This window comes from Okibacterium sp. HSC-33S16 (genome assembly GCF_024171565.1).
Taxonomy (GTDB): Bacteria; Actinomycetota; Actinomycetes; order Actinomycetales; family Microbacteriaceae; genus Mycetocola_A.
The window spans coordinates 431,472-453,507 of the sequence record NZ_JALJZZ010000002.1 but is presented as its reverse complement, the minus strand read 5'-3'; the positions used below and the strand labels follow the sequence as shown (position 1 = coordinate 453,507).

19 protein-coding genes and 1 pseudogene are annotated in these 22,036 nt (G+C 64.1%); 16 read left to right on the top strand and 4 right to left on the bottom strand.

Features of this window, described 5'->3' with window-relative positions; translation table 11 throughout:
• Positions 1 to 4: 4 nt before the first annotated feature.
• Positions 5 to 1,726 carry an alkaline phosphatase family protein gene (locus L1277_RS07315; protein ID WP_253375695.1) on the bottom strand — a complete coding sequence of 574 codons (1,722 nt, stop codon included), beginning with the start codon at positions 1,724 to 1,726 and terminating at the stop codon, positions 5 to 7.
• 45 nt (positions 1,727 to 1,771) lie between these two features.
• On the opposite strand from L1277_RS07315, the gene L1277_RS07310 reads away from it, so the two are divergent.
• From L1277_RS07310 to L1277_RS07300, 3 genes are all read left to right on the top strand, one after another.
• Complete coding sequence (locus L1277_RS07310) at positions 1,772 to 2,440, top strand: SDR family NAD(P)-dependent oxidoreductase (protein ID WP_253375694.1); 669 nt, start codon at positions 1,772 to 1,774, stop codon at positions 2,438 to 2,440.
• Between the two features lie 61 nt (positions 2,441 to 2,501).
• On the top strand, positions 2,502 to 3,842 hold the full coding sequence (locus L1277_RS07305) for a sensor histidine kinase (RefSeq protein ID WP_253375925.1): 1,341 nt from the start codon (positions 2,502 to 2,504) through the stop codon (positions 3,840 to 3,842).
• Positions 3,839 to 4,528: a response regulator transcription factor gene (locus tag L1277_RS07300; RefSeq protein WP_253375693.1), complete on the top strand. Its 690-nt coding sequence runs from the start codon at positions 3,839 to 3,841 to the stop codon at positions 4,526 to 4,528. Before L1277_RS07305 ends, L1277_RS07300 begins: the two co-directional genes overlap by 4 nt.
• Positions 4,529 to 4,607: 79 nt before the next feature.
• Here L1277_RS07300 and L1277_RS07295 read toward each other — a convergent pair whose 3' ends face one another.
• Complete coding sequence (locus tag L1277_RS07295; protein WP_253375692.1) at positions 4,608 to 5,816, bottom strand: MFS transporter; 1,209 nt, start codon at positions 5,814 to 5,816, stop codon at positions 4,608 to 4,610.
• 61 nt (positions 5,817 to 5,877) lie between these two features.
• Complete coding sequence (locus L1277_RS07290) at positions 5,878 to 6,318, bottom strand: VOC family protein (RefSeq protein ID WP_253375691.1); 441 nt, start codon at positions 6,316 to 6,318, stop codon at positions 5,878 to 5,880.
• Positions 6,319 to 6,459: 141 nt separating this feature from the next.
• Here L1277_RS07290 and L1277_RS07285 point away from each other — a divergent pair, with 141 nt between their 5' ends.
• From L1277_RS07285 to L1277_RS07245, 9 genes are all read left to right on the top strand, one after another.
• Positions 6,460 to 7,344 (top strand): ABC transporter ATP-binding protein, encoded by an 885-nt coding sequence (locus L1277_RS07285; RefSeq protein WP_253375690.1) that lies wholly within the window; start codon positions 6,460 to 6,462, stop codon positions 7,342 to 7,344.
• Positions 7,341 to 8,462 (top strand): ABC transporter permease, encoded by a 1,122-nt coding sequence (locus L1277_RS07280; protein ID WP_253375689.1) that lies wholly within the window; start codon positions 7,341 to 7,343, stop codon positions 8,460 to 8,462. The genes L1277_RS07285 and L1277_RS07280 overlap by 4 nt, the downstream gene beginning before the upstream one ends.
• A gap of 138 nt (positions 8,463 to 8,600) precedes the next feature.
• On the top strand, positions 8,601 to 8,837 hold the full coding sequence (locus tag L1277_RS07275) for a hypothetical protein (protein WP_253375688.1): 237 nt from the start codon (positions 8,601 to 8,603) through the stop codon (positions 8,835 to 8,837).
• Positions 8,838 to 8,922: 85 nt separating this feature from the next.
• A complete protein-coding gene (locus L1277_RS07270; protein WP_253375687.1) occupies positions 8,923 to 9,456 on the top strand; it encodes an SRPBCC domain-containing protein in 534 nt (177 codons plus the stop codon).
• 4 nt (positions 9,457 to 9,460) lie between these two features.
• Complete coding sequence (locus tag L1277_RS07265) at positions 9,461 to 10,543, top strand: low specificity L-threonine aldolase (RefSeq protein ID WP_253375686.1); 1,083 nt, start codon at positions 9,461 to 9,463, stop codon at positions 10,541 to 10,543.
• Positions 10,544 to 10,637: 94 nt separating this feature from the next.
• Positions 10,638 to 12,095 (top strand): amino acid permease, encoded by a 1,458-nt coding sequence (locus L1277_RS07260; RefSeq protein ID WP_253375685.1) that lies wholly within the window; start codon positions 10,638 to 10,640, stop codon positions 12,093 to 12,095.
• Positions 12,096 to 12,179: 84 nt separating this feature from the next.
• Entirely contained in the window at positions 12,180 to 13,262 is a 1,083-nt protein-coding gene (locus tag L1277_RS07255) for an FUSC family protein (RefSeq protein ID WP_253375684.1), read from the top strand.
• Between the two features lie 370 nt (positions 13,263 to 13,632).
• Positions 13,633 to 14,550, top strand: coding sequence for an LPXTG cell wall anchor domain-containing protein (locus tag L1277_RS07250; RefSeq protein WP_308215086.1), 918 nt, complete (start codon positions 13,633 to 13,635; stop codon positions 14,548 to 14,550).
• 181 nt (positions 14,551 to 14,731) lie between these two features.
• Positions 14,732 to 15,568 (top strand): response regulator transcription factor, encoded by an 837-nt coding sequence (locus L1277_RS07245; protein ID WP_253375682.1) that lies wholly within the window; start codon positions 14,732 to 14,734, stop codon positions 15,566 to 15,568.
• A 37-nt stretch (positions 15,569 to 15,605) separates the two neighbouring features.
• Here the strand turns inward: L1277_RS07245 and L1277_RS07240 are convergent, their stop codons facing one another.
• Positions 15,606 to 16,589 carry an NAD-dependent epimerase/dehydratase family protein gene (locus L1277_RS07240; protein WP_253375681.1) on the bottom strand — a complete coding sequence of 328 codons (984 nt, stop codon included), beginning with the start codon at positions 16,587 to 16,589 and terminating at the stop codon, positions 15,606 to 15,608.
• A gap of 154 nt (positions 16,590 to 16,743) precedes the next feature.
• Between L1277_RS07240 and acs the strand changes: the two genes are divergently transcribed.
• From acs to L1277_RS07225, 4 genes and pseudogenes are all read left to right on the top strand, one after another.
• Complete coding sequence (gene acs / locus L1277_RS07235) at positions 16,744 to 18,798, top strand: acetate--CoA ligase (protein WP_253375680.1); 2,055 nt, start codon at positions 16,744 to 16,746, stop codon at positions 18,796 to 18,798.
• 173 nt (positions 18,799 to 18,971) lie between these two features.
• A pseudogene (locus L1277_RS15835) lies at positions 18,972 to 19,835 on the top strand (fibronectin type III domain-containing protein); the annotation flags it as partial.
• A 24-nt stretch (positions 19,836 to 19,859) separates the two neighbouring features.
• Positions 19,860 to 20,900 carry an RICIN domain-containing protein gene (locus tag L1277_RS07230; protein WP_253375679.1) on the top strand — a complete coding sequence of 347 codons (1,041 nt, stop codon included), beginning with the start codon at positions 19,860 to 19,862 and terminating at the stop codon, positions 20,898 to 20,900.
• Between the two features lie 97 nt (positions 20,901 to 20,997).
• Positions 20,998 to 22,008, top strand: a complete 1,011-nt coding sequence (locus L1277_RS07225) for an LLM class F420-dependent oxidoreductase (RefSeq protein WP_253375678.1) — start codon at positions 20,998 to 21,000, stop codon at positions 22,006 to 22,008.
• Positions 22,009 to 22,036 lie beyond the last annotated feature (28 nt).

Genomic DNA, 22,036 nt, shown 5'->3' with positions numbered 1-22,036 from the left:
GGGCTCACTCGGTGACGCCGAAGAGACCTGTGCCATGCTTCACGAGAACCTCGTAGGCATCGGCGTAGGTCTCAGGGACCGGGCGGCTCGGCTCATACTTGGCCAGCAGCAGTCCGAGCACGCCCTTGGCCGGCGAGGTCAGCGGGTGGTGTGCGTCACTTTCGTGCACGGCGCCCTGAGCCTCAGAGTTCGGCGGCACGTAGGCGGGATGTGTGTCTGGCCAGAGCGCGGGCTGCCGGGGTTTCGTCAGCGTGAGCGCATTGCGGATTGTTCGCGCGCCCTCGTTGCGCCGTGAGAGGGGCGTGAGTGTGAATAGCTCACCCAGCGTCGCGGCGATGGCACCGTGGTGCATCTCATCGGAGAGGATCGCACCGACGGGCGTGTATGCAGACACGACAATCGCGGGTACCCTCACGCCGAGTCGGTCGAAGGTGAAGCCCATTTCGCCGGGCTTCGGCTCCTCGTCGGGTGGAGTGGCGGCGGGCGGCGGTACGTGGTCGTACGTCCCGCCGTGCTCATCGAAGGTGATGACAAGGGTCGTGTTGAGCGCGTTCGAGCCCGTCGTCGACGCCGACTCCTTGATTGCCGTGTACACCGATGAGAGCAGCACCTCGCCTGCACGCACATCCGACAGTGCGCTGTCGGTCACAGGCTTGCCATCGACCGTGCTCTCACGGAGCCGCCCGACCGGCGGGTGCATGTCGTTGTGGTTGAAGATCATTCGCGGCTCGATGAACGCGTAGGTCGGCAGGGTGCCGCGTGCTACATCGTCGTGAAACTGTTTCATGCCGCGAAAGTTTGACTTCCAGTACCGTTCGGTCGCCGCGGCGTGGATGAGGCCGGTAAGCGAGATGAGCTGGTCATCGTCGTAGTACACCCGCCACGAGATCCCGGCCTCCTCAAGCTGGGTAAACAGCGTCGTGGTGAACGCGGGGTCGAGCCACTTGCCGATGCCGCCGTTCTCGACGTTGGTGACGAAGCCGTGCGAGGTACCCGCGTGGAAGAACGAGCGATTACAGAACGTCTGCGACGGCACCGCACAGTGCCAGGCGTCGTACACCGCGAAGTTGCGGGCTAGCGTGCTCATCACCGGCAACATGTCGGGCGAGAAGCCGCCCATGGCGACGCCGTACTCCTCGACGGACGGCTCTTTCCCACCCTGCTCGTGCCGATAGTTGATGATGTAGTCGGTCACGAAGCCCGACATGGTGGGCGTCGCGCCGTCCGGCGGGGCGTTGAACGGTTTCGCGGCGCCGCGCTCGGTGAGGTGGGAATTGTCAGGTGGGTCGACGATGCCGAACAGCTGGGTGTTCACGTGCGGATAGGTCTCGCCCGGGTCGGGAGCGGGTTGCGACATCACCGTGTCGGTCGGTCCGTCGAAGACATGGGAAGGAACGACCGTTCCGTCGGGAGCCGTGTTGCTGTGATGGCCCTCCGCGATACCGCGAAACGATTGGCCGTTCGGCGGAGTTGTGTTCTCATACAGCCGACCCAGCAGGTTGTCGAACGAGCGGTTCTCGAACATGAGCACAACGAGGTGATCGAACCCGGGCTCCGAACGTGGCGCAACGGGAGAGTACCCGGGATCGGCATCGGCGGCCGCCGCGACCGCCGCTCCGGTGAGACCGCCGACGGCGAGCCCTGACACCGCGATCCCGGATGCGCGGAAGAAGTCGCGACGCGAGGCGCCGGACTGATTCTCTGGTTCACGTTTCCGCGACTCCATGGTTGATCTTGGCACGAAACCCCAGCTCGCGGCCAGAATGAATACATGACCGACATCTCCGGAAAACTCGTCCTCGTCGCCGGCGCCACGAGCGCCGCAGGCATCGCCGTCTGTCGCGAGTTGGCCTCGGCGGGAGCGCGGGTGATCGCTGTCGGTTCTCACGACGAGCGCATGCGCGATTTGGTCGAGACGGTTCCGGATGCCACGGGCATGATCTGCAATCTCGCCCACCTCGATGAGGTGGCCCGTTTGGGCGATCGTGTCCACGAGGATCACGGCCGAATCGACGGCCTCATTCACCTCGTCGGCGGTTGGCGCGGCGGCGGCGGACTGGCTGGCCAGAGCGACGAGGACTGGGACTTTCTGCACTCCCGCATCGTCACCACCCTGCGTAACACCACCCGCGTGTTCGTCGACGACCTGCAAGCCTCCGATGCCGGGCGGCTCGCTCTCGTCTCGACGACGACCCTCGACCGGCCGATGCCCGGCGGAGCAAACTACGCTGCCGCGAAGGCGGCCGCCGAAACCTGGGCGCGCGCAATCGCGAACGGATTCGAGAAGTCGGCGGCGTCGGCGAGCGTCACCGTCTTCGCGGTGCGAGCCCTGGCCGGTCTCGAAACCCAACTGGCGACCGAAGTGACGCGCCTGTGGGAGGCCGATGCGGCATCCGCTTTCTTTATGCGTTCGATCCTCACTGCTCCTGAGGGGAGCTGATCGCAAACTCCGCCGAGCGGCGGATGCTTCACGCACGCGGCCTCGCTAGCGTTGAGCTGTGATGTCGATTCCTGTGCCCGCGCTCGACCCGAACGATGCGACCTGGCGCCGCCCGGCCGTGACGCCCACGCAGTTGCGCGCCGACGCGATCCTCGCCGCCGTGCTCTTCGTCGGGACGCTATTCAGCCTCATGCTCTACCAGGTGGCTGGCCTCTACGAGGATCCGGCACCAATGTGGCTGAGCCTCATGTGGGCGGTGCTCATCACCCTGCCGCTCGCACTTCGACGCCGGTTTCCGAACACCGTGGCGGTCGTCGTATCTGTCGCATTCATCGTCGGCGGCGAACTGCATGTGCCCGAACTGCTGATCTGCAACATCACCCTGTTCATGGCGCTCTACGCGGTGGGTGCGTGGGTCGATAACCGGCGCACCGCACTCGTCGTGCGCGCGGTCATCATCGCGGCGATGCTCGGCTGGTTGGTTATCGCGATGTTCCGGCAGACCACCGACCCGGACGCGCTCGAGGGGTTCTCACGGGTGGGCGCGTTCTCGCCGCTCGTGGCTTACCTGATGATCCAGATCCTCACCAATCTGCTCTACTTCGGCGGTGCCTATTACTTCGGTGACCGTTCGTACGCGTCGGCACGTCAGAAAGCTTTGTTGGAATTTCGCACCGCGGAGCTGGAGCGGGAGCGGGAGCGCACCGAGCAGCAAGCGGTCGCGCTTGAGCGAGTGCGGATCGCCCGGGAGCTGCACGACGTTGTTGCCCACCATGTGTCAGTCATGGGGGTGCAGGCTGGGGCTGCTCGAACGGTGCTCGACTCGAATCCGGCCATGGCGCGCGATGCGCTGTCGAATGTTGAGCTCGGCGCCCGCACGGCAATCGACGAGCTGCAGAAGCTCCTGCACACGCTTCGCGAGTCCGAACCGGTCGACGACTCCGCATCGACGAGCGCGTCGACTCTCGGCCTCAATTCGCTGGATGCCCTCGCCGCCGACTCGACAGCGTCCGGGCTGCCCACCACGCTTGAGATGATCGGCGAGCCACGTGAGGTGCCGGGGTTGGTGCGCCTGAGCCTCTATCGCATCGCGCAGGAGGCGCTCACCAACGCCCGCAAGTACGCGGGAACCGCCGCGACAGCAGATGTGCGCGTGCGCTACTTGCCCGGGGCTGTGGAGCTGGAGGTCGCGAACACCGGGTCGGTGCCCTCGCAACCCCGGGCGGGCGGTCTGGGCCACATCGGAATGCGCGAGCGTGTCGATGCGCTGGGCGGAACGCTTGAACTCGGGCCGCGGGCCCGGGGTGGGTACCTCGTGCGCGCCCGCATTCCCGATACCGAAGCGCCGCCCATCACGCCCGACGATGCATCGACACCAGCCCCACAGGAGACCGCACGATGACCACTACTCGAGTGCTCCTCGCTGACGACCACGAGATGGTTCGGGCGGGCTTTCGCATCATCCTCGGCTCGCAACCCGACATCGAGGTAGTGGGAGAAGCGGCTACCGGCACCGAGGCGCTTGCCCGAGCCGTCGAGCTCCACCCCGACGTGATCTGCATGGACGTGCAGATGCCCGACATGGACGGGTTGGAAGCCACGCGACGCATCATCGCGGACGACGAGGGAACATCCGCCGTTCTCATCCTCACCACCTTCGACCGCGACGACTATCTCTTTGAGGCACTGTCCGCGGGAGCAAGCGGGTTCCTGCTCAAGAACTCGACTCCAGAGCAACTCATCGATGCCGTTCGGGTCGTGGCCTCCGGCGACGCTCTGCTTGCTCCAGCGGTCACCCGTCGCGTGATCGAGCGGTTCGGCGGCCACGCGGATGCTGCAGCTCGAGTCTCTGGGGTGGCGACTCGTGTGCGGCCGGACGCGCTCGACACCCTTACCGATCGTGAGGGTGAAGTGCTCTCACTTGTGGCGCAGGGCTTGTCCAACGCCGAAATCGCCCAGCAACTGTTCGTGGGTGAGGCCACCGTGAAGTCGCACGTGTCCAAGGTGTTGCAGAAGCTCGGTCTGCGGGACCGGATCCAGGCCGTGGTCTACGCCTACGAGCACGGCGTCGCGGTCCCTGGCACCTGACCCGAAGTTTCGGGAGGTCAGGTGGAGTGTCCGACCCGCTATCCGCGACGGACCCCTCGATTTCCCGCCCGAAGCACGGTCACGGGGATGAAACGATGCTCTCGCGTGGCATTCGGATGGCGAAAAGCGACGCGGCGGCGAGGAATAGCGCGGCCAGACCAAACGCCAGCGGGAACGAGGCGGTGTCCACCAGCCACCCGGCAACCAGGGGGCCGACAATGGCCCCCAGATCGCTGGCCATCGAGAACACCGCGACCGGACGACCGCCCTTCGCTCCGGCCGTCGCGTCACCAACCGCGGCCGCTGGTGCGGTTCCCATGAACGCGGCAGCCACCCCGTAGACGGCGAGCAGCACGGTGAGGACGACCATATTCGGCGAGAACGAAATACCGAGAATGGTGAGTGCCGCGACGGCATAGGCCCCGAGGATGGCAGGTCTTCGCCCGACGGTATCCACGAACTTGCCCGCGGGTCCCAGTGCGAGGGTCTGAGCCACCGCCGCTATCGCGAAGGCGATGCCGGTCCACGCCGGTTCACCACGCAGGACGTCCACGACGAGCACCGGAATAAGCGCACTCCTCACGCCGAGTGAGGTCCAGCCGTTGGCGAAGTTCGCCAGCACTGCCACTCGGAATCGGGTGTCTCTGAGGACGGCCCGGAAAGGTACAGCGTCGACCCGCGCCGGGCCCCCAACTTCCCGCGACCGTGGACGCAGCAAAACAATGCCGACGAGTCCGGCAATCGCGAGCGTCCCGGCATAGAAGAAGAACGGGGCCGTGAGCGAGATCGCGGCCAACACCCCGCCGATCGCCGGTCCAGCCATGCCGCCAATGAGGAAGCCGCCCTGATAGAAGCCAACCGCTCGGCCGCGTTGCGTCGGCACTGTCGAGCCGAGGAGGAGCGTCATGGCCGACACCGTGAACATGGCCGAGCCGATGCCGCCGGCTCCCCGCAGCAACAACACATCGACGTAGCTGTGCGCGATCCCGACGAGCCCGCTCGACAGGGCGACGATTCCGATGCCAACCGCAAGAAGCACCCGCTCGCCGACGAGGTCGATGAGCCGACCACAAAACGGACTGGTGACAAACCGCAGAAGCGCGAACGCCGAAACGACGGCGCCGACCTCGACATACCCGACGCCGAAGGTGGCCACATAGACCGGGAGAACCGGAACAACAACACCGAACCCGACCATCACGAAGAAGGCCACGACACCGAGCACCAACACATCTCGCGGCAACCGCGGGCAGTCCGTAGCGCGGCGGGTCAGAGACACTCGAATCACTCACCCAGCGTAGGCCTGGCGGGAACAACAGGGCGCCACCGGAGGACCCGATGAGCACCGTTCAGACCACGCAGAACTCGTTGCCCTCCGGGTCGGTCATCACGACGTGATCCGGTCGCCCCTCGGGGTCGTCATACTGGCGAACCAGCACGGCACCGGCGTCGACAAGCTCGGCGACCGCAGCACGCACGCGCGGCCATCGAACGGCGAGAGGTTCGGCCCTCCCTCCACCCGCTTGCACGTCTATGTGCATTCGGTTCTTCACGATCTTGCTTTCAGGGACGCGGAGGAACGAAATGCGCGGCAGCGTCCCGCTTGGATCGTCGATGTAGGCACCGTCGTTCCATTCCGCCTCGGGAACGCCGATGCTCGAGAACCAGTCATGCCACGAACGAAATCCACCGGGTGCTGGCCGATCCCGATACCCGAGGGCTCGCTTCCAAAAGGCGGCTAGCCGCATCGGGTCTGCGCAGTCGACGGTCAGGGTCCACTCGGTTGCCATGCAGCCAGCAAAGCACGTGATCCTCTCGAAGGATAGCGCCGTCTCCCCCGCACGGCGGAGACGAAAGACCCTTCCCCAGACGGATGCTCCGCGCTGCTCGCCCGCCGTACCGTTGGCTTACGTTCACCGAAAGGGCTTCACATGCTCGAGATTCGAAATGTCACCAAGACATATGGCACGCGGCAGGTGCTCACCGACGTCAGCTTTGACGTCGCACCCGGCCGCATGACCGGATTTGTCGGCGGCAACGGCGCCGGCAAGACCACCACCATGCGCATCATCCTCGGTGTGCTGAGCACCAACGCCGGCACGGTCAGCCTCGGCGGCAGCCGGCTCACTCCAGACGATCGTCGACGGTTCGGCTACATGCCGGAAGAGCGTGGGCTCTACCCGAAGATGAAGGTCGAGGAGCAGCTCGTCTATCTGGCTCGGCTGCACGGCTTCACCACCGAGGCCGCCCGCCGCAACGCCCGCGAACTGCTCGAACGACTAGGCCTCGGCGAGCGCAGTAACGACGCCGTTGAGAGCCTCTCGCTTGGGAACCAGCAGCGCGCCCAGATCGCCGCAGCGCTGGTGCACGATCCCGAGGTCCTCATACTCGACGAGCCGTTCTCCGGACTCGACCCGCTCGCCGTCGACGTTGTCGTCGGTGTGCTCAAGGACCGCGCCACGGCCGGAGCACCCGTACTGTTCTCGTCGCACCAGCTCGACATCGTCGAACGACTCTGCGACGACCTCGTCATCATTGCCGACGGCCGTATCCGGGCTTCCGGTTCACGCGAGGGGCTCCGCGCCCAGCACTCGCGGCTCCGCTACGAGCTCGTGTCGAGCGGCGACGCCGGCTGGCTGCGCGCTGAGGACGGTGTAACGGTGGTCGACTTCGACGGTGGGTATGCGTTGTTCGACGCCGACACCGAAGCGACCGCCCAACACGTCCTCCGCTCCGCACTGAGCCGGGGCGACGTGGCAACGTTCGCTCCGCAGCATCCGTCCCTCGCCGAAATCTTCAAGGAGGTCATCAAATGACGACCACAACCCCGGACAGTGTCTCGCGCACCCGGCCGTCAGCACCCAGCACCGTTCAGGCGACCTGGCTTGTCGCCGAGCGTGAGATCACGATGCGCCTGCGCAGCAAAGCGTTTCTCATCTCCACCGGAATTCTCCTACTGCTCGTTCTCGCCTCCATCGTGATCGGTGGGTTCTCGGCCCAAAACGTAAGCGACACGAAGGTCGCGGTCGTCGGAACCGCGTCGCAGGCGGTCTCTGGGGCAGAAGGTCTCGACGTGACCGAGGCCTCCAGCGTCGAGAAGGCCGAAGCGCTCGTGAAGGACGGAACCGTCGAAGCGGCCATCGTGCCCGACTCCACCACCCCGCTCGGGATTGCCGTCATCGGCGACACCGAGGTGCCCAGCGGGCTGCTCGGCCAGTTGAGCATGTCTCCGCCCGTGCACCTGCTCGATGACACTGCGGCAAACCCGCTCATCGTTTACTTCGTCGCCCTGGGCTTCGGGCTCGTGTTCTTCATGTCGGCGATGACATTCGGCTCGACGATTGCGCAGAATGTCGTTGAGGAGAAGCAGACGCGTGTCGTCGAGATCCTGATGTCGGCCGTTCCGGTCCAGGCGCTCATGGCAGGCAAGGTACTCGGCAACTCGATCCTCGCCTTCGGTCAGATCGCCGTGATTGCGGCGTTGTCGATCATCGGCCTGACCATCACCGGGCAAACCGACCTGCTCACCGGGCTCGGCGCCCCGATCGTCTGGTTCGTCGTCTTCTTCGCGATTGGCTTCGTGCTCCTCGCCGCACTTTTCGCAGCGACCGCGTCCATGGTTTCCCGCCAGGAGGACATCGGCTCGACCACAACCCCGGTCACCATGCTCGTGATGATTCCCTACTTCCTGGTCATCTTTTTCAACGACAACCCCACGGTGCTGGCGATCATGTCGTACGTGCCGTTCTCCGCTCCGGTGGGAATGCCCGTGCGCCTGTTCCTCGGCTCGGCCGAGTGGTGGGAGCCGCTGCTGTCGCTCGCGATCCTCGTCGTCTCAACGATCGCGGTCATCGCGCTCGGATCCCGGATCTACCAGAACTCGCTCCTCAAGATGGGTGCTCGAGTGAAGTGGGGCGAGGCTCTCAAGAGCTAATTCGCCGCGTGCCCCCAGATCACCCCTGACGATGTCTGACACATCTTCAGGGGTGATTTGTGTATCCGGCCACAAACTGAGTGTTCCTCAGTTATAAGCTGCAGGTCTCACTCGGTGCGTTACCCGACAGGACCGGATATGACTCTTCCCGCTACGCCCTCATCCACCCCTCGCCTTCCCCGGCAGACGCCGGAGCCGCCGCTCAATCCGCTGCGCTACCACGCCATGGTGAACCCGGCCCACATCCCAGAGCCGTCCCCTCCCCGTCGGTCACGGCGGCGGTGGCCCGCGGTCGCCGCGCTCGGAGCCGCTGCCGTTCTGCTCGCGGCAGTTGTCGCGGCTGGCTCGGTGATGACCGGACTGGTAGGCGGTTAGTCTCTGGACGAACTCCTCGCGAACGGCAACACTGGAAAGCACACGTCGCCGTGCTTCGCCTCGGCGATTGACGAGGGGACATCTCATGAGCGAATCCGCGGTACCACAGCACCCGATCGACGCCAGAGTGGCACCGTTGGACAACGCCATTGTGCTGACGCTCGAGCGAGTGCTTCCCGCGACAATTCCTGAGATCTGGCACGCACTCACCGACCGCCATCGCGTGGCCGGCTGGGCGCCCTACCACCCGTCACGCGACCTCACAGCGACAGGCCCGGTGTCTCTCCCCGAATCCACCACGGACGACGACGACGAGGAACCACCAGAAAGTCAAGGTGAGGTCCTTTCCGTCATACCCGGGCGGATGCTGTCGCTCACGTGGGGCGACGACACGCTCGATTTTGAGGTGGTTCCGTCAGAGAACGCGACGGTACTTCGCCTCAGCCATACGTTCGACGACCGCGATAACGCGGCCAGCTACGCGGCGGGATGGCACCTCTGCCTCACCGCGCTCGACGGCATCACCCAGGGCCTTGAGATTCCGCCCATGACCGGGGAAGCCGCCAAACTACACGGCTGGGATGTGCTCAACGAACAGTACGAACGACTATTACGCTGAGTGAGTGACTGAAATTCTCCACGACCCTAACTTCCGCGGCTTCGCAAGCGACAACTACGCGGGCGCACACCCCGAAGTACTCGACGCGATCGTCCAGGCCAATGGCGGCCACCAGGTCTCCTATGGCGGCGACGTGTACACCGCCCGTCTGCAGGAGGTTTTCGCCTCGCACTTCGGCGAGGGCGTTGAGGTGTTCCCCGTCTTCAACGGAACCGGCGCCAATGTCACCGCGCTACAGTCCATGCTTCCGCGCTGGGGAGCGGTCATCTCCGCATCCACCGCGCACATTAACGTCGACGAGGGCGGAGCCCCCGAACGCGTCGGCGGCATCAAGCTGTTGACGGTGCCCTCCCCGGACGGCAAGCTCACCCCCGAGCTGATTGATCTCGAGGCATGGGGCTGGGGTGACGAACACCGCGCTCAGCCGCTCGTCGTCTCCATCACCCAGTCGACCGAACTCGGAACGCTGTACTCGGTCGACGAGGTGCGCGCCATCGCCGACCACGCCCACGCGCATGGAATGGCGCTGCACATGGACGGTGCCCGGCTGGCCAACGCGGCGGCTTCGCTCGGCGTCCCGCTCAAGGCGTTCACGACCGACGCCGGCGTCGACGTGCTCTCGTTCGGCGGAACGAAAAACGGTCTCCTGTTTGGTGAGGCGGTCGTCGTTCTCAACCCCGCCGCATCCGATGGCCTGATTTTTCTTCGCAAGCTCAACATGCAACTCGCGTCAAAACTCCGTTTCGTGTCTGCCCAGCTCATCGCCCTGCTCGAGGGTGACTTGTGGCTGCGTTCGGCCCAGCACGCCAACGCGATGGCCGCACGGCTTCGGGGCGCGCTCGACGAGCTGGTTTCCACCGGTGCGGTGACGGGTCTCAGGTTCAGTCAGCCGACGCAGGCGAACGCGGTGTTCGCGACGCTGCCCGCCGAGTCGATCGAGGTGTTGCGCGAAAAGTTCCACTTCTACGACTGGGATGCGGCACAACGCGAGGTCCGGTGGATGTGTTCGTTTGACACGACCGAAGCCGACATCGATGCCTTTGTCGAGGGCATTCGCACTGAGCTCGCGACAGACGCCCGCGCTTAACCCCTGATCTGCCCGCTGTCGAGTTCTTGCGGCGGGTGGGCCCACTTGCCATACTGACGCTGCCTGAGCAACGAAGGCGGACAAGGGGGTCCTCATGACTGCGACACACTCCAACCGGTCGATTCTGCGGCGGAAGCCCATCGAAGACATCGAGGAAGAGAACAAACACAGCGGGCTGACCAAGAGCTTGGGTCTCTGGCAACTCACGGCCATCGGCGTCGGCGGAATCATCGGAGTCGGCATCTTCTCACTGGCCGGGCTTGTGGCTGCCGGGAGCGAAGATTCACCGGGCGTCGGCCCTGCCGTGCTCATTTCCTTCCTCATCGCGGGGCTTGCCTCGGCCGCCGCCGCCCTGTCGTACGCCGAATTCGCCGGAATGGTCCCGCGCGCAGGGTCGGCCTACACCTACGGCTACGTCGCCCTCGGCGAGATCATCGGCTGGTTCATCGGCTGGGATCTGTTGCTCGAGTACATCGCGATTGTCGCGGTTGTTGCCATCGGGATCTCCGGGTATTTCGAGGCGTTCCTCAACGGCATCGGCCTCGACATGCCGGCCGCGCTCACCTCAACCTTTGACGAAGGACGTGGTGGGGTGGTCAACCTGCCCGCCATCGCCGTCTGCCTGCTCGTGACCTGGATCCTCAGCCGAGGCACCCAGGCATTCGGTCGCTTCGAGCTGGTCGCCGTCGCGATCAAAGTACTTTTGATCCTCTTCATCATCGGGCTCGGGATCTTCTACATCGACACGGCCAACTACAACCCGTTCATGCCAAGCGGATTCGGGCCCGTCGTCGCCGGAGCGGCAACCGTGTTCTTCGCCGTCTTCGGCTATGACGCCATGAGCACGGCAGCGGAGGAGTCCACCGACGGCAAGAAGCACATGCCCAAGGCCATCATCCTGTCGCTCATCATCGCCATGCTGCTCTACGTCGCGGCAACCCTCGTGCTCACCGGCATGCAGAACTACAAGGACATCTCGCCAACAGCCGGCTTCGCATCCGCGTTCCAGAGCGTCGGGCTTCCGGTGATCGCCACCATCATTGCCGTGTTCGCCGTACTGTCCATCCTCACGGTCATGCTGACCTTCCTCCTCGGTGTCACTCGGGTGTGGTTCTCGATGAGTCGCGACGGACTTTTGCCTGCCTGGTTCTCGCACACCGACAAGCGCGGCACCCCGCAACGCGTTACCTGGATCGCCGGAATTTCGTCGGCATTCCTCGCCGGAGTGTTTCCGATCAAGGAAGTAGCAGACCTCACCAACATCGGAATCCTCGCCGCCTTCGTTGTGGTGTGTACGTCGGTGATCGTCTTCCGATACACGAAACCGGATGCTCCGCGAACGTTCCGTCTGCCTCTCATGCCGGTGGTTCCTGCTTTCGGTGTCGTGGCATCCGCTTTTTTGATGATCCAGCTCCACTGGGAAACCTGGGTTCGCTTCGGCGTGTGGCTCGTGATCGGGCTCGCAATTTACTTTTTGTACGGGCGGCGTCATTCGCTGATGAATCCGGACAGCCCCAGGCATCGGACGGTCGAGGCGAAAGCTCAGCGCTAGTCGAGCGTCGGGCGCGAATGTGCTGCTCTTTCACGCGCGTAGGCTGGAGGGAGCTCTCCGTGAGGGCGCAACGAGAAGGAACACATGCACGCTGACCGATATCGCCCCGATGGGATTCTGTTCGACCCTCGTGAGCTCGTTCGGTTTGGTCCGCATCTCGGTGCGCACAAAGTGGCGCTGCGCGTTGTGGTTTCGATCCTTGCGCCGCTGCTCGTGCTTTTTGCTCTCGATCACCTCGAACTCGCCGGCTACGCGTTGCTCGCCGCTTTGGCGTCGGTGTACGGCCGCATGGCACCGCCGCTGCAACGGATGGTCGTGCAGACCGAGTTCGGGCTCTGTCAAGTGGCGCTCATCATCGCCGGCGCGGCGCTGTCCGCCGCCGAGGCGTCGCCGTGGCTGGTCGTCCTCTGCATCGCGATCGCGGCCGGGCTCGGCACGGTGGTTGCTGATGCTCGCTCGTGGCGTCCGGCAGGGTCAGTGTTCTTTGTGTTCGGTCTCGGTGTGTCGGCGTCACTGCCGACCACGTGGCCCGGGGTCGGTGTTGCCGCAATGCTCGCCGGGTCCGCGCTGGCGTTCACCCTCCTCGTGACCGCGATCTCCGGTCTCGGTAAACAGGGCCTTCGGGCTCGACGACGGCTTGCGGGCAAGGCCACCGGCTCCTACCCGGCGATGCGACCGGCACCTCGGGACTGGCGGCTGATCGTCACGCACGCCGCCATGTGCTTCCTCGGTGCCGGAATCGCGGGCGGTATCGCGCTGTCGCTCGGCTGGCAGCACCCGTACTGGGCGATGGTGTCGGCTGTTGTTCCTGTCGTCGGTGCGACCACGTCTGGCCAGCTCATCCGGGGAAGTCACCGCGTACTCGGCACACTCATCGGGTTACTCGTCGCGATCCTCCTGTTCGGATGGCAACCGCAGGGCCTCATGCTCATCCTGATCCTCGTCGCCCTGCAGGCAGGCACCGAGCTCGTTGTTCTGCGTAACTACAGCTCTGCCCTCTTGTTCCTGACGCCGCTCACGGTCGGGATGGGGCTCCTCAACGGCCCGAGACCCGTTCTCCCGCTGGTTGTCGACCGGGGCCTCGAGACGATCGTGGGCGTCGCCGTTGCCGCTGTCCTCATTCTCGCGACGCACCGGGTACGGCACCCGAAGGTGACCGCGCACTAGCTTCCGGGAGTCGGCTGCAATTCGATTCCCCGCGGACATCGGACAATAACCAGCCAGCCGCATGGCGGCACAGACTCAAAACCGAGCAAATCTTGAGCTTCTCCAGACCCTTTCACGGGGTCCCCTTATGGGGGGTGCCGGAGGGTGAATTCTGCGAGAGGAAGATCCTCTCTGCCGTGCGGCCCGGTCACCCGAGACCCGTCGCATGAAGCGGCTGGGTTTGCGATGCGGCGGTTCTGCGCTCGCACCTGACCCTCAATCATGGCGTGCATCCCGCCACCCGGGGTGCGCGTCGGAAAAGGACATTGTGAAAGCCCACACAAGAGCAATCGCAGGACTCAATGCGAGCGTCCTCGTAGGAGCCGCCTTGGTGCTGCTCGCCACCGCAGCCCCCGCAAGCGCGCATGCGCCCGAAGTCGATGCCAGCTGTGAAGGAATTTCGGTCAACTTCGAGAACTACTCGACCACCACCGAAGACAGCAACCCCAACCTCGTTTCAGTCTCCATTGATGACATTGAAGTGGCTGCAGAGCGGTTCGGAGAATCGTTCCGAGACACCTACGCATTCGACAGCACCACCGTCGGCCATACCTACTCGATCATCGTGGATGCCGTCGGCACGACCTATGACAGAACGTTCGACGGAACCACTGATCCCTGCCCAGCGGCCTCTGTGCCTGCGGATGCGGTGGCGGAAGTCAGTGTGCGTCCGCCGACCTGCGACGCGCCCGCCCGGCTCGTTCTCGGTGCGGTGACGAACGCCACCTGGTCGACGCCCACCGCCGAAGTGGGCCCCGGGACATACTCCGTGATTGCGACCGCTGACGACGGCCACACCTTCGCCAATGGAGAGAAAACACTGACCTTCACCTCCACCCTCGCTGGCACACTAACCCGAGTCGATGACGGCTGCACTCCTTCCGTCGTCGTCCCACCAAAGCCCGCTCCGGTGGTCACAAGCATCCCTGTCGAGGAGAAGGACTGCTCGAGCACGTCCATCGCGACAACAACGACAACAGTCAGCACCGACTGGATCCTCGACACATCATCCAACGTCTGGACGCCGGAAGCTCCGGCGTCCACGACGACGACCGCGGTTCGTGCGGCGACCCCCGTCGAATGCCCGGTTGCGGTGACTCCGCCGACACCTTCCGCGACCGACAGCAGTCCGGTTGCAGACGTGCTTCCCTCCACGGGAACCAATAACGCATGGATGTTCGCTGTGGCGGGCGGACTTCTCCTGATGGGCGGCGCGCTCGTCGCCGTTCGGCGGCTTCGCCGGGCGTAACCCGTAACAGAAGCGGCTCGCACAATCTCGGCTGTGCGAGCCGCTTTTCGTGATATCTCCGCCGTACCTCGCGATTGCCCCTCCTCGCACCCCGGGCTGGACGGCGAATGCTAACAGAAATACCCCTCGCGATCTGCCCGCCCTTTTTGTGAGCACTGATCACATAGTGTGACTACGTCAAATGAATCTGGAGCGGGGGCAGGTCACGATGGGGTCGTTGGATGATGGTCGTCGAGTTGCGGTGGTCATTGAGGATCAGGCCGATATTCGCCACCTCCTCGAAGTGACATTAACCCAGGCGGGATTCGACGTTGCCGGAGCCGGAAATGGCATCGACGGAATTCAGGCCGTTCATGAGCACAACCCGGTTGTCACGACGCTCGACCTCAGCATGTCGGGCATGGACGGATTCGAAGTCGCCAGACGCATCCGGGAGTTCAGCAATACCTACCTCATGATGGTTACCGCGCGCGACAGCGAAATCGATACGTTGTCCGGTCTTCAGGCCGGCGCGGACGACTACCTTACGAAACCGTTCCGGCCACGTGAGCTTCGAGCGCGAATTGCCGCGATGCTTCGGCGCCCTCGCACGCCCCTGCCGCAGCCGACCGACACCCCTCAAACGGAGCTCTCGATGATTCCCGCCTCGGAGCCTGGCACCACCGCTTCGTATCGAGCGAGCAGCACCGAAGACTGGGTCGAGCACAACGGACTACGACTGAGCACGGACATGCGCCTGGCCGTGCTCGACGACACCGAGTTGCACCTCACCCGCACGGAGTTCGACCTCCTGGCCGCGGTCCTGGAAGGAAATCGCCGCGTGCAGAACAAAGGTGACCTCGCGCTGCTCGCGCGCGGTGACAGTGCGTCGTCGTCGCATTACGTGACGGACACAGACAAGCGCTCGCTGGAAAGCCACCTCAGCAACCTCCGGCACAAACTCGGCGACAGTTTGGACGAGCCACGATGGATCGAGACCGTCCGAGGTGTCGGTTACCGTTTGGCCGCCAGGAAGTAGTCACTCCGACCGTCGCTCGGCCCGCACAAGGAACGCGTTAGGCCCCGAAACGCTGGAACAGGCTGTCAGACAACTCGTCGAACTGCGAGTCGACGACACGGCGCGACGCGTCGGCGTCGTACCACTCGATAATCTCGCGTGCACCGTCCTCGAAGAACGTGGACTGTCGGAAGTCAGGGACGAGTGCCTTGAGCTTGCTGTTGTCGAACACCATCGAGTGGGCCTTGTCTCCGAGAAGGCCGGGGCCCAAGTCGGGTGCTGCCGCCGCAATGGCGTCGCTCGGAACGTGAACGAGAACGGGCTCGACGCCGGCCGCGCGGCCGAGTGCTGCGTAAATCGCGTCCCAGGTGGGTGCCTGGTCGCCAGTGATGTGGAACGTGTCGCCGAGCGCGGCGTCGCGCCCGAAGAGCCCGACGAAGCCGACAGCGAAGTCCCGAGTGTGTGTGATGGTCCACTGGGTGGTGCCGTCGCCGTGCACGACCACGGGGAGCCCGCGACGCATGCGCTCAATGTCGGTCCAACCGCCCAACGTCGGCAGCGCGGTGCGGTCGTAGGTGTGTGACGGTCGAACGATGGTGATGGGATAACCGGATGCCCGATACTCGGCGACGAGGACGTCTTCGCAGGCGATTTTGTTGCGTGAGTACTCCCAGAACGGGTTGCGCAGCGGTGTCGACTCGGTGACCGGGGAGTATGCGGGCGGCTTCTGATAGGCCGAAGCGGAACTGATGAAGATGTACTGGCCCGTGCGGTCGCGAAAAGCGTCGAGGTGCAGCTGGTCGGGAGTGAAGCTGAGGAAGTCAGCGACCACGTCGAAGTTTCGGTTTCCGATCGCTGCCGAGAGTGACTCAGGATCGCGGACATCAGCCTCGAGCGTTTCGATGTCAGCGCCGAGCGGGCGGCTTTCGGACCTGCCGCGGTTAACCACGGTCACCTCCCATCCGCGCTCGGCGGCGAGCGCCACCGAGGCACTGCTGATGATTCCGGTTCCACCAAGGACGAGGACACTCTGTGCAGACATGTCCATCAGTCTGTCAGGATCACTCGCCGCGAGGTGCAAAAAGTGCAGGGGTTGTGTCGCACCCCACTGCCGCATAGTCAGCAACTTGCGGTCAGGTTACCTCCTGTTGCACCCCGATTTCGAGGCCGCCACCTGCCGAACGTAACGTCGAAGAATGACCGCGCCAGAAGCATCCGCCCCCACGATCTCGAACCTGCTCGCGGAGACACGACGTTACCCAGCGCCCGAGGGGTTTGCGGCACAGGCCAACTTCTCGGCCGCGGACTGGGAGAAAGCGGACGCGGACCCCACCGCGTTCTGGGCCGAAGCGGCCGCCCGGCTCGACTGGGCAGAGCCCTGGCACACCACCCACACCTGGGAGCCGGTCACCGAAGGGGCCGACGGCGAACTGACCGTGCCGAAGGCCGAGTGGTTCGCCGGCGGAAAACTCAACGTCGCGGTGAACTGTGTTGACCGGCACGTGGCGGCGGGCAAGGGCGAGAAGATCGCGCTGTACTTCGAGGGTGAGCCGGGTGACCGGCGGGCGATCAGTTACGCCGAACTGCAGCGTGAAGTGTCGAAGGCCGCAAACGCCCTGACCGAGCTCGGCATCGGCACAGGCGACCGCGTTGTCATTTACCTGCCGGTGATTCCGGAGACCATCATCGCAACGCTGGCTGTTGCTCGGATCGGCGCGATCCACTCGTTGGTGTTCGGTGGGTTCAGCGCTGAGGCGTTGCGGTTCCGGGTTGAGGACACCCGGGCAAAGCTGTTGATCACGACCGATGGGCAGTTCCGCCGCGGGTCGGCGGTCGCTGTGAAAGACAATGCAGACGCCGCTGTCGAGGGCGTTCCGAGCATCGAGCACGTGCTCGTGGTGCGGCGCACGGGCGATGCGACCCCGAACATCGCGTGGACTGACGGACGCGACGTCTGGTGGCACGAGACCGTCGACGAAGCAGCCGATGTGCACGACGCTGAGGCGTTCGATGCCGAGACGCCGCTGTTCATCATCTATACCTCGGGGACAACCGGTAAGCCCAAGGGGCTTGTGCACACGTCGGGTGGCTACCTGACCCAGGCGTCGTGGAGCCATTGGGCAATCTTCGACGCCAAGCCCGACGACGTGCACTGGTGCACCGCAGACCTTGCCTGGGTTACCGCGCACACCTACGAGATCTACGGACCGCTGTCGAACGGGCTCACTCAGGTGATCTACGAGGGCACTCCGAACACTCCACACACGGCACGGCACTTCGAGATCATCGAGCGCTACGGCGTGACGACGTACTACACGGCGCCCACGCTCATCCGCACGCTGATGACCTGGTTCCCCGATGGCGTGCCCGCCGACTACGACCTCTCGTCGTTGCGGCTGCTTGGCACCGTCGGTGAGGCGATCAACCCGGAAGCGTGGGTCTGGTTCCACACCCACATCGGTCAAGGCAAAGCACCAATCGTCGACACCTGGTGGCAGTCCGAGACCGGCGCCTCGGTGATGGCCCCGATGCCCGGCGTCTCAACACTCAAACCAGGCTCCGCTAACCGAGCCCTGCCCGGACTCTCGACGCTCGTTGTCGATGACGACGGCAACGCGGTGCCGTTTGGCGAAGGAGGGTACCTCGTCGTCGATCGCCCCGGTCCCGGCCTCGCACGCTCGGTCTGGGGCAACCCCGAACGCTACCGCGACTCGTACTGGGCCAGGTTCTGGAAGCAGGGCTACTTCTTCTCCGGCGACGGCGCCAAGTGGGACGACGACGGCGACATTTGGGTACTCGGTCGCGTCGACGACGTCATCAACGTGTCGGGTCACCGCCTGTCCACGATCGAGATTGAGTCGTCGCTCGTCGCACATCCGGCGGTCGGCGAGGCAGGCGTTGTCGGTGTGACGGATGCCATCACCGGGCAAGCCATCGCGGCGTACGTCATTCCTGCGGAGCGTTCGCATGGTCCTGAGTCCGACGACCCCGCCTACTGGCTCGGTCTGCGCGACGAACTCACCGCAACACTCCGCGCACACGTCGGGGCGCAGATCGGTCCCATCGCCAAACCACGCGACATCATTCTCGTTCCCGATCTGCCGAAAACGCGATCCGGCAAAATCATGCGGCGACTGTTGGGCGATATCTCGGACTCCCGCCCACTCGGCGACGTGACGAGCTTGCAGGACGAGACGGCGCCGGCTCGGATCGAGCACATCGTGAAGGCCGGTCGCGGTCTCATCGGCTAAAGCACCAGCCTTTCTTAGCCGAGTGTGCGCACACGTCCCTTTTGCTGGACGGCCGCGCGAAGCGAGACCGCCTGCCTGCCCCGAACTGGGTATGCCGGCTCGCGTCTTTACCCAGACGTCATGACTAAGCTGAAGGCGAGTTTCCTTTTCTGAAAGTTGAGACCGACCTCGCGATGACCAACCTGCCCGCAGAACCGACGCCTGCGCGTCGACGCGGTGTTTGGCGCAGGTTTGTGCGAGGACCCCTTGTTGCGGCCGCCGCTATTGCTGCGATATTCGCAGTTGGAGCAACCGGGAACACGGGGCAGACATACGCGCTATGGTCTGACACTTCAGAAGCACAGCTGCAGATTGCAACCGCAGGCACCGTCACCGCCACGTCAAACGCAACGTCTTCAAGTGCAGCGTTCTCTGCAGGGGTGTTGACGCGTTTAGACACCGCGACAGTCACGAATACCGGCACTGTCACCGCCGACTATAGGACGACGACGAAGGTAGCCGGTCCTTCCTCCTCAACATTCGCTGGCAGGCTCAAGGTTCAAGTGTGGAAGACGCCAACAGCAGGCGTTTGCACCCTTCCGGCGAACACGCCGTCCTATGCATGGGGCGCCCCGGAAATAGCACTGACGGGAACGCTGGCTGCGCAGACATCCGTGCACTATTGCGCTCTCACGTCCCTCTCGAGAGCCGACAATCTACTCGCTAGCGGCAGCGTGAGCGCATCGCTGGAGACGACGCTGATTCGTGGATCGTGGTCGAGCACCGCCAGTTCCCCGATGACGCAGACCTTCAGCGATGCGCCGCCGACCGCGCCCGTCGGCCTTCGGGCGTCAGGAACCGCTGCGTTCTCGACCACGATCAGTTGGACCGCCTCGAGTGACCTGGTTGCCGTCACCGGCTACGACGTGTATCGGGACTCGACCCTTCTTGGGTCCACGACATCGACGTCTATCGCCGACCTAACGGTCAAGCCCTCAACGAAGTACAGCTACGTCATTCGCGCTCGAGATGGGGCGGGCAACTCAACGCCGTCTGCGCCATTCAGTGTGACAACCCCTGCGGTGAGCGCGCCGGTCGGTTACTACCAGGTCCGCAACACCAAGAGTGGATTGTGCATCAACGCTGGGGGGACCACCAATTTCGCGCCCTTGACTCAGCAAGACTGCCTGAGTCAAGCGCCGCTCAGCCAATCATGGACATTTACCAGCACTAACCCCGCCGGCTACTTCGCTGTCGCACCCAAGGTCACTCCGACAGTTGTGTGGGATGTCGAAGGAGTGGCAGGGTCCAACGCTGCCCGAGTGATTCTTTACCAGCCCAATCAGGGAACGAATCAGCAATTCAGTGTGGTTGCCGTGGCGGAGAACAAGTACCAGTTCGTCGCGCGAAACAGCGGCAAGTGCCTGTCCGTCATTCAAGGCGTAGCACCCACTGCTGCCACACACTATGAGCAGCAAATCTGTGACGCGATGAACGATGCACAGACCTTTAGCCTCATCTTCGTCGACACAACGGCTCCGGACGTGCCGACCAGCCTCACCGCAAAAAACACAACTCAAACATCCACGCAACTCTCGTGGAGCGGTTCGACCGATGACGTCGGAGTGGTGGGCTATGACGTCTTTCGCGATGGAACCTTGATCAAAACCGTAGCGACACTTTCCTTCAGCGATGCCTTGCTCTCGGCCGGCACGTCTTACAAGTACGAGGTCGCGGCTCGCGATAAGGCCGGGAACGTTTCTGCTAGATCGCAAGCGGTGACGGTGACTACTTTGAGCCCGCCAATCGCGGCGATGTCCTGCGCGAATTACAACGGCAACTATGTTCAGTACTCATGGAACAGTCCGGTCGCCGGCGACCCAAACACTTCCGGTTATGCCGTGTATCTCAACGGTTCCACCGTCGCAACGACGACTACAGCGAGTACGGGGTGGCCGCAGGTACAGCTTTACCCCTACAGCGTCGCAACGTCCGTGACCGGCTCTGTGCCCGTGATAGTCAAACAAATCCGCCTCGACGGCACCGAGAAGGCAATAGGCGCCGGCACAATGGTGATATCTTCTGGACCGAATGGCCGCACTGTCGCCTGCGGTCGCCTGTAGCTCCCGACAGCATATAGAGACGGGTGCCCGCTTCGCCGCGGGGATTTGTTGTGTCAATCCCTGAACCCCAGTAGAACCGACCAATAGGCTGGCGTGCATGAGATTTGGAATGTTTGTGCCACAGGGATGGCGCTTTGACCTTGTAGATATTGACCCTGCCGAGCAATGGAACACCATGTCCAGCCTTGCCGCCCACGCTGACGCGGGCGCCTGGGAATCGATCTGGGTGTACGACCACTTCCACACCACCCCGGTGCCGAGCGAAGAAGCAACGCACGAGGCCTGGACGTTGATGTCTGCGTTCGCCGCCACCACGAAACGCGTTCGGCTGGGCCAGATGTGCACGTGCATGAGCTACCGCAATCCGGCCTACCTCGCGAAGGTCGCCGCGACGATCGACAACATCTCCGGTGGACGCGTCGAGATGGGCATCGGCGGCGGGTGGTACGAGCACGAGTGGCGTGCGTATGGCTACGGGTTCCCGAGCGCTGGTGACCGGCTCGGTCGCCTCGACGAGGGCGTGCAGATAATGAAGCAAGCGTGGGAGACCGGCACCGCCACGCTCGACGGCAAGCACTACCAGGTCGACGGCGCCATCGTGCGTCCGCTGCCCGTACAGGAGAACGGCATCCCGTTCTGGATTGCCGGCGGCGGCGAGAAAGTCACCCTTCGCATCGCTGCACAGTACGCCCAGTACACGAACTTCGACGGCTCCCCCGAAGGCTTCGCACACAAAAGCGAGATCCTCCGCGGGCACTGCGACCGGCTCGGGCGGGACTTCTCTGAGATCGTGCGCAGCTCAAACTACAACGTCGTGATCGCCGACACCGAAGCCGAGGTCGCCGACCGCCTCGACGCCATCCAGGCACGCGTCACCCCGTACCTCGGCGAGGCCAAGGCCGCGGACTTCATGGCCGAATACCGGAGCGGCAAGGCACTGGGCGTTGGCACACCCGAGCAGATCACCGAGCGGCTTTCGTCGATGGGCGACCAGGGACTCGCATACGCGATCACCTACTTCCCCGAAGCCGCGTACGACCGCTCAGGAATTGAGCTCTTCGAAAGCACCGTGCTGCCGGCGCTTGCGCAGGCCCCGGCGACCGCCTGACCGCAGAGGTTTCCGCGCGTTGACGACG

Bases quoted from the DNA above. Each gene is read 5' to 3' on its own strand.
- L1277_RS07270 (WP_253375687.1), top strand. From the start codon at position 8,923: ATGAGCGAATCCGCGGTACCACAGCACCCGATCGACGCCAGAGTGGCA.
- L1277_RS07285 (WP_253375690.1), top strand. From the start codon at position 6,460: ATGCTCGAGATTCGAAATGTCACCAAGACATATGGCACGCGGCAGGTG.
- L1277_RS07315 (WP_253375695.1), bottom strand. From the start codon at position 1,726: ATGGAGTCGCGGAAACGTGAACCAGAGAATCAGTCCGGCGCCTCGCGT.
- L1277_RS07305 (WP_253375925.1), top strand. From the start codon at position 2,502: ATGTCGATTCCTGTGCCCGCGCTCGACCCGAACGATGCGACCTGGCGC.
- acs (WP_253375680.1), top strand. From the start codon at position 16,744: ATGACCGCGCCAGAAGCATCCGCCCCCACGATCTCGAACCTGCTCGCG.
- L1277_RS07310 (WP_253375694.1), top strand. From the start codon at position 1,772: ATGACCGACATCTCCGGAAAACTCGTCCTCGTCGCCGGCGCCACGAGC.
- L1277_RS07245 (WP_253375682.1), top strand. From the start codon at position 14,732: ATGAATCTGGAGCGGGGGCAGGTCACGATGGGGTCGTTGGATGATGGT.
- L1277_RS07290 (WP_253375691.1), bottom strand. From the start codon at position 6,318: ATGGCAACCGAGTGGACCCTGACCGTCGACTGCGCAGACCCGATGCGG.
- L1277_RS07255 (WP_253375684.1), top strand. From the start codon at position 12,180: ATGCACGCTGACCGATATCGCCCCGATGGGATTCTGTTCGACCCTCGT.
- L1277_RS07260 (WP_253375685.1), top strand. From the start codon at position 10,638: ATGACTGCGACACACTCCAACCGGTCGATTCTGCGGCGGAAGCCCATC.
- L1277_RS07275 (WP_253375688.1), top strand. From the start codon at position 8,601: ATGACTCTTCCCGCTACGCCCTCATCCACCCCTCGCCTTCCCCGGCAG.
- L1277_RS07240 (WP_253375681.1), bottom strand. From the start codon at position 16,589: ATGTCTGCACAGAGTGTCCTCGTCCTTGGTGGAACCGGAATCATCAGC.
- L1277_RS07225 (WP_253375678.1), top strand. From the start codon at position 20,998: ATGAGATTTGGAATGTTTGTGCCACAGGGATGGCGCTTTGACCTTGTA.
- L1277_RS07300 (WP_253375693.1), top strand. From the start codon at position 3,839: ATGACCACTACTCGAGTGCTCCTCGCTGACGACCACGAGATGGTTCGG.
- L1277_RS07280 (WP_253375689.1), top strand. From the start codon at position 7,341: ATGACGACCACAACCCCGGACAGTGTCTCGCGCACCCGGCCGTCAGCA.